Origin of the sequence: Chryseosolibacter indicum (assembly GCF_018598585.1) — a bacterium.
Classification (GTDB): domain Bacteria; phylum Bacteroidota; class Bacteroidia; order Cytophagales; family Cyclobacteriaceae; genus Chryseosolibacter; species Chryseosolibacter indicus.
Genome location: NZ_JAHESD010000034.1, coordinates 49,958 through 57,322 on the forward strand (window position 1 = coordinate 49,958; position 7,365 = coordinate 57,322).

A 7,365-nucleotide genomic window follows, 5' to 3' on the forward strand; every position below is an offset into this window, starting at 1 on the left:
ACCATTTATTGACAAATGACCGAAGAAAAAATTCCTGGGATTCATAACTATTGCGACCGTTGGTGTGAGCGTTGTGTTTTTGCAAATCGTTGCGCTATTTATGAAAAGGAGAGTGATGCAAGGCAGGAGCAACTGAATATTAAGAACAAAGCATTCTGGGAACGGCTCTCACAAAATTTCTCCAAAGCAAAGTCATTGCTTGAAGATGCCGCAAAACGACAGGGACTTGACCTCAATTTATTACAACAGGAAATTGAACTTAATCAGAAGAAAGAAGAGGAAATACGCGTTGCAAGTGAGGAACATCCTTTAAACAAACTAGGTATAGAATATGAAGACTTCACTGAGCATTGGTTGAAAACCCAACCAGGAATGTTAGAAAAGCTGAATACGTTAAAGGAAGAACTAACACTTGGAACTCAGAGTCATGATGTAGCCAAAGCGCAAACCGTAATTATTAAAGAAAGTCTTGCTGTGATACAATGGTATAGTACATTAATACCATCTAAGATTATTCGCGCATTGACAGGCAAATTGCATGATGACTTATGGGAAGAAGATTATAACCAACGTGATTATCTTGGCTCAGCGAAGATAGTTCTATTATCTATTGAGCGATCGATGCACGCATGGCTGAGTCTTTTTGAATTGCTTCCGACACAAGAGGACGAATTCTTAACTGCGCTTTCACTTTTGGAACGCATGAAGAAGGCTACGTTGCAAGAATTTCCAAAGGCGATGGCTTTTATAAGACCAGGATTTGACGAGTATATCGTATAGCTATCCTCTCAGGCGATTAGCAATATCTTCGATGCTATTTCCATTCCATGCAAATCGCGCCTTTATTCTATTCTGCTTTTTTGAAAGTCCAATAGAATAACTTTTGTCGTAGTAATTTAGAAGAATATCAATCGTAGAAGCCATATCACCTGCCAACAACTTTTCTTTTGCTGCCTGAAAGTGTTGCCCGCCTAGCTTTTTTACAATTCTTGACATCGCATCTAAGAACTCTTGTTTATCCGCTTTTCCATATTCTTCAACTAATCTTTGTACACGAGTTTCTCTATCTGCGTCGATATGTATAACAAGGCTGTTACACATCTGCCGCCAGAACGGTTCGGGCAATACAACATTTCCGATCGTTATTGACTCATCCTCTACCCAAATGGGTTTTGTTAAATCCAATTGCCTGATTCTTTCGAAGAGGTTATTCTGAAATTGTTCTGTTGTAGGCTGATGGGGTTGCATGAGTCCTCCGAAAACAGAACCTTTATGATTCGAGAGCTTCTCCAAATCAATGACTTGTTCTCCGTTGCGTTCAAGTTCACGAAGAATATCCGTTTTACCACTTCCTGTAAAACCACTTATGATTTGCAGGTTTAATGGCCTTTCAAAAGATGTTACAACTTCATGTCTATAGCCTTTATAACCGCCTTTCAGCTGGTGCGTTTTAATCCGCGCCATTTCAACAAATTTACAGAAGTTAGCAGAACGCATACCTCCTCGCCAGCAGTGCACGAGCATTTCATTGCCTTTAGATACCTTTTCCGCTTCGTTGATAATGTCAATAATACGTGGCCCAACAAGTCGGACTCCCGTTTTAATCGCTTCCTGCTGTCCGCGCTGTTTATAATCTGTGCCTACAAGAACCCTCTCCTGGTCATTGAGAATGGGAATATTAACTGCTCCGCGGATATGTCCCTCACCATATTCTTTTTCAGATCGCACATCAACCATGGGTAATTGATCGCGATATTTAAAAAACTCTTCTATGGTTATAATCACAACACAAATTTAACACTTATTGAGAAAAGTTAAGATTTACGTTCTTTTTAATGTGGATCTACGGTGGGAATCCTAGTCGGCAACTTTATTCGTGTAAACGAGACACCCTTTCAATTTCCTTAAATTTCCATTGGTATAAAATTAGTCGAAATTTTTTACCAATCCCTCTCCTATGAAAACACCTCTACCCTCCTTCACAGTAACAACCCTGTCACTGCTGCTTGTATGCTATGATAAAGCCGATGCTTTAAATAACCATCCAGGTTCTATATCACAAACTTCAGAACTTGAAGCTCCTGCATTCAGACCTCCGGAATATCCGGCATTTGAAAACGATCTGATCTTCGGGGTATTTAATCCAAACTATGAAAGCTTTACCGAGGTGTACCGATCGCGAAACAGAAATTCGGAATATGAGCTGGTAGCAACTATACCTTATAGTGATGATCACTATCTTGATAGAGACTTACGGCCCAACACTACCTACTTCTACAAATTAAGGGCTGTGCAAGACACCCTGTTTTCCGATTACTCTAATGTACTTGAATTAACCACGGGCTATAAATTATTTGCACCTTCCCTTACAGCTACCGCAATTAGTAGCACAAGCATATCATTGCAACTCACAGATAATAGTTACAACGATGTTTCGTATGTTATCTGGCGTGAAGAAGCAACACAGGCATTTAATGTAAAATCTATATCTGCGCCAGATTCAGGTGAAGTATTTACCATAGTAGACGAAAACCTGAAACCAAACACTACTTATAATTACAGGGTAGATGTACATGCACAAGGACCGGGTAACGTATTTTACCCTGGCATGGTGCGCGCTGTGGCAACCACCCCTCCCCCAACTCAATTAACAACGCCTGAATTTGGTCCTCCTGGAGAACCGGTATGCGGAAGCGTTATTGCATTTGGTTACATTAATACCAATCCAGAAAGTGAAACGGAGATCTATCGATCTCTTACGGAAGATGATGACTTCGAAGTTATTTATGTATCAGCACCAGGATCCGGAACATATATTGATGAGGACGTAAAACCCCGGACTACCTACTACTATAAACTAAGAGCTATCGGCGAAATTGATTCAGAGTTTTCAAACACGGTAGTGCTAACAAGCGGATCCGATTTTTATAATCCAGGATTGACGGCAACTGCCGCAAGTAATACCAGTATCGCGCTTAAAATAACAGACCGAAGTTATCTTGACGGATCGTATGAAATTTTCAGGGCCGAGACAGGTTCAAATAATTATACATATTTAGATGAAATTATTTTATCAGACTCCGGGCAGACCTATTCGCATATTGATGAAGGCCTAGCACCCAACAAAAGCTACACTTATCGTCTTGATGCAAGAGCAGGCTGTGAAGGATTGCCAACTTACTATAATGTTGCAACTGCTACCGCTTCCACCACAAACTTGCCTGAGGTTACGAGCTTTACGTTGGTACAACCCTTAAATGAAGAAGATATTATGGAGTTGTACGATGGCGTCTCCTTCAGCGCTGTTGGCCAACCCAATATCCGAGCGAATACAAACAATCGTACACAAAGTCTGGTGTTCTATCTCAACGGAAAGCGCTATGGTGAGAACCAAACACCATACGCATTATTTGGTGACTGGCAGGGAGACTACAGGCCGGGTAAACTTAAGCCTGGATCATATACCCTTACTGCTATACCTTACGGCGAGAACAATGCAAGCGGAATACAAGGAGATTCTCTAACTATTCATTTCACTGTTATTGCCGAAAACATTAACGCATTTGCAGCAAATGAATTTAATACATCTGGCAGTTCTGAACCTGTTTCTGTTTTTCCTAATCCGATTGTAACACAATCCACAATAGCAGTTCAGGGTGAGGCTTACTCAACTATTAGTATAAACATAACAGAGCAGGCGGGTAATCTCTCACATACACTACATCACGGTATTCTTGATAACAATGGAGTGTATAAAAAAAACATTGATGCAATAAACTTCAAACAAGGCGCCTATGTAGTTACAGTAAAAATCAATGAACAGATCTATTCGAAGAGGCTTATTATAAAGTAATCACAGCCTCTTTAAGGATGAACACTTAAATGGTGTTGCTTGCGTTGCCATGTCTTAATGTACATGGATACTATTCCACCTAAATTTTCAATTAATGAATAAACAAATTCAAAAATCCTCCTATGACAAAAATTTTATCCAGAGTAACATTAATAATGGTTGCATTGATTATCGGACTTGTTCCTGATACTCATTCAACCGAGTTTGCAAAATTCAGATCCGGCAAAACGGAACATGTAACAAATTCGAATTTAGAAGAGAGAATTGAAGTAAACAGGCCAATTGAAACACAGGAATTTGTAGAACCACCAACAATCCAGCACCCACAATATGCCCTGTATGGAACAACGATTGATCTCGACATAAAGAATAATAATGAAGAAGGTGTTACCGAATTGTACCGGTCGAGAAACGCCAACGATGGCTTTCAGCTGATTGCCACGCTGCCCCACAATGTAGAATTCTACAGGGATGAGAATTTGAAACCAAGAACAGAATTTTTTTATAAGGCTAGAGCAAAAAAAGGTAATGAGTTTTCTGAGTTTTCAAATGTATTTTCATACACTACCCATTCTAACTATTATGATCCTGAGTTAACAGCAAGCTTACAACCAGATGGAGTTGGTGTTGTATTATCTTTAAAAAGCCATACGTATGCTGATGTTAGCTTTGAAATTATAAGATCCAACGAGGGATTTGATGACCTCATAGGAGAAATCGCAGCAGATTCAGGAAGCACTGCAACTTTTGTAGACGAGGGAACTCATCCCAATACGACTTATACGTATACGCTTAATGCAATATTTCCAGGCCCAGATCTCGGCCCTATATATGGCGTTGCTTCTGTAACCATTGAAACGCGCGAGCCGTTGTTTAAACCTTCTATTCAGACTTCCGAAAATTCTATTTTCTATACTACGCTTAGATTTCATGTAGAGAATCTTAATGAAGGAAGTTCTTCTGAAATATATAGATCAACCAATGCAACAGAAGGATTTCAATTAGTAGGAACGATTGGTTTGGGTGAAGAATTTATAGATGAGAACCTGAAACCGCGCACCAGCTATTACTATAAAGCCCGAGCAAAAAGAGACACACAGCTATCAGAATTTTCTGATGTCGTAGAACTCACAACGCAGTCGCTATTTTTCAATCCGGAATTATCAGCAGTCTTGCTTCCCAACGGCGCAGGTGTGAAACTTACGATAAAAGATCATTCGTATGCTGATGACTCTTACGATATTTTAAGGTTTGATGTTGATGAAGAAACAGAAGAACTTATCGGAAGTATAAGCTTGCCTGATTCAGGAAGCACCGGAACTTACGTTGACGCTAATGCACTACCCGACAAGAACTATATATATTCACTTAATGCACACCTTACTGATCCGAGACTACCGATACAATATGGTGTTGCTTCGGCAACCATCACTACAAGTTCTTTAGCGCCACCTTCTTTATATTTTACAGAAGAGCCTCCACATACTTTTGATTGCGGCAATGAAATTGGTATGGAATTTATGAATACTAATGAAGGAAGTATCACTGAGATTTACAGATCGAGAACACCGGAAAGCAACTTTGAACTTATATATAGTGCTGTTGGATCGGGTAGTTATAAAGATGACAGTCTGGTTTCTTTAAAAACTTATTACTACAAGGCACGTGCTGTAAAGGGAGACTCTGTGTCAACTTTCTCTACAGTTATCTCCAAGCAAAGTGGTTATGGATTTTATGCACCTGAGTTTACACTTACTGTATTGCCAGATCAATCAGTAGAAGTTAAAGTTACCGATCACTCTTATCTTGACTATTCTTACGAGCTCTATGGGTGGAACCAGCAAGATGGAGTAGGCACAATTTCAACAGGATTTCAACTGCTCGACTCAGGCAGCACCTATACAATAATTGATACAGAGGTTCTGGCAGGAGAAACCTACACCTATCATATCAACGTTAACTTAAATTGTGACGGACAACCTCGTGTTGGAGAGTTTGTATCAGACCCTGTTACTATAGGATTTACTGAACCCGTGACAACCGCATTTGCTCTCATCGAGCCGAACACTGATCAAGAAGTAGGTACATTATCTGAAAATGATACCATTCCTGCATCACCAAGATTTAATATCAGGGCCATTACAGGGCCAGGTGCTCAAAGTGTAGTCTTTTATCTGAATGGGGTGAGGTATGGCGAGAACCAGGAACCTTACGCTTTATTTGGTGACTCGCAAGGTAATTACAAATTAGGTAGATTGAAGCCAGGTTATTATACCTTGTCGGCAAATGCATATAGTGATAATGGTGCAAAAGGAAAAAAGGGAAGTACTTATACAATTCACTTTACAGTAATAAATGATGGTAATGCAAGCACGGATATGCATGGCGATTATAATGCAGTAAACGTATATCCAAATCCTGTAGTAACTGCTTCTGCTATTGAGGTAAATGGTGAACCAAACAGCTCGTTAAGAATTAATATCGCTGATCACTTTGGCAATTTTAACCAAACCATTTACAAAGGAACCTTAACCGAGGAAGGAACATTTGTGCATGCTATAGGTGATACAAAACTAAAAAAAGGCATTTACGTAGCCCTTGTTACTATTAACGACAAAACGTACTCAAAACGATTTATTGTAGAGTAAGTGTTTTCAATGTTAATACAAGAGGCTATCTTAAAATAGATAGCCTCTTTTTATGTGTTATCATCCAAACAATTGATCTTAAAGCAAGAGTAGATATACGTACGATAGATATAGTATAGGTATACCCTAAATATAGGCTACCTTAATCCGTTCTCCACTCTTGTTGCACTCGTTCTCCACTCGTCCTGCACCCTGGCTCAACTTTTCAGGTGTATTATTCAACAACAATAGGTGGGAGGAAATCAATACGTAGAAAGAACCAGAAGATAACAAATTTCGAATAAAAACTGAAGCATTTTAAGATAATTATCGCATTACCATCCGGATTGTGATTAATCACTAAACGATACGGAGATATTAGTAGCTATACCAATACGAAATCCATAATCCTGATACTTTCCATTTTCAAAAGATGCTGCAGCCTCAAGTCTGAACATTCTCAAGATCCCGTCAATAGAATAACCCAATTCTGTGTAATTCAATGAAGTCGGCGTCTTCAAATAATTAACAAAAATGTTTTCTCTAATACCTGCAAGACGGACATAGGGTATTACTGTAAGTATAAATTTTCTGAACTGGTAGCTAGCATTTACCACCAAATATTGATCGGATGTGCTGTGTCTGTAGTAATCAAGCAACCTGAAAGTAGCAACGGGGTCGCTGGTAACAAAAGGAGTTTGATTACCGAGGAAGTGTTTGAAGTCCATAAAATACATTTTATTTGCATTCAAAAACTTACCTGCCTGCAGGTTGAATATCACTGATCCTTTTGCTCCTAGATCGAAGCCATAACGAAAGCCTAACTCTACCAGGTCGTAGTCTACATCGCTACTCAGAACATTGTTAAAGCCTTTGGTATACCTG

5 protein-coding genes are annotated in these 7,365 nt (G+C 39.4%); 3 read left to right on the forward strand and 2 right to left on the reverse strand.

What is annotated here, in order from left to right; genetic code table 11:
* Positions 1-15 precede the first annotated feature (15 nt).
* Entirely contained in the window at positions 16-780 is a 765-nt protein-coding gene (locus KK060_RS14935; protein ID WP_254154558.1) for a hypothetical protein, read from the forward strand.
* On the opposite strand, the gene mnmH is transcribed toward KK060_RS14935, so the two are convergent.
* Positions 781-1,785, reverse strand: coding sequence for a tRNA 2-selenouridine(34) synthase MnmH (gene mnmH / locus KK060_RS14940; protein WP_254154559.1), 1,005 nt, complete (start codon positions 1,783-1,785; stop codon positions 781-783). It abuts the gene before it with no gap.
* A gap of 172 nt (positions 1,786-1,957) precedes the next feature.
* Here mnmH and KK060_RS14945 point away from each other — a divergent pair, with 172 nt between their 5' ends.
* Together KK060_RS14945 and KK060_RS14950 are read left to right on the forward strand one after the other, a co-directional pair.
* Positions 1,958-3,853 carry a T9SS type A sorting domain-containing protein gene (locus KK060_RS14945; protein WP_254154560.1) on the forward strand — a complete coding sequence of 632 codons (1,896 nt, stop codon included), beginning with the start codon at positions 1,958-1,960 and terminating at the stop codon, positions 3,851-3,853.
* 122 nt (positions 3,854-3,975) lie between these two features.
* Positions 3,976-6,501 carry a T9SS type A sorting domain-containing protein gene (locus tag KK060_RS14950; RefSeq protein WP_254154561.1) on the forward strand — a complete coding sequence of 842 codons (2,526 nt, stop codon included), beginning with the start codon at positions 3,976-3,978 and terminating at the stop codon, positions 6,499-6,501.
* A 332-nt stretch (positions 6,502-6,833) separates the two neighbouring features.
* On the opposite strand, the gene KK060_RS14955 is transcribed toward KK060_RS14950, so the two are convergent.
* Positions 6,834-7,365: DUF5686 family C-terminal domain-containing protein (locus KK060_RS14955; protein WP_254154562.1), on the reverse strand; the 532-nt coding region annotated here is incomplete at its 5' end.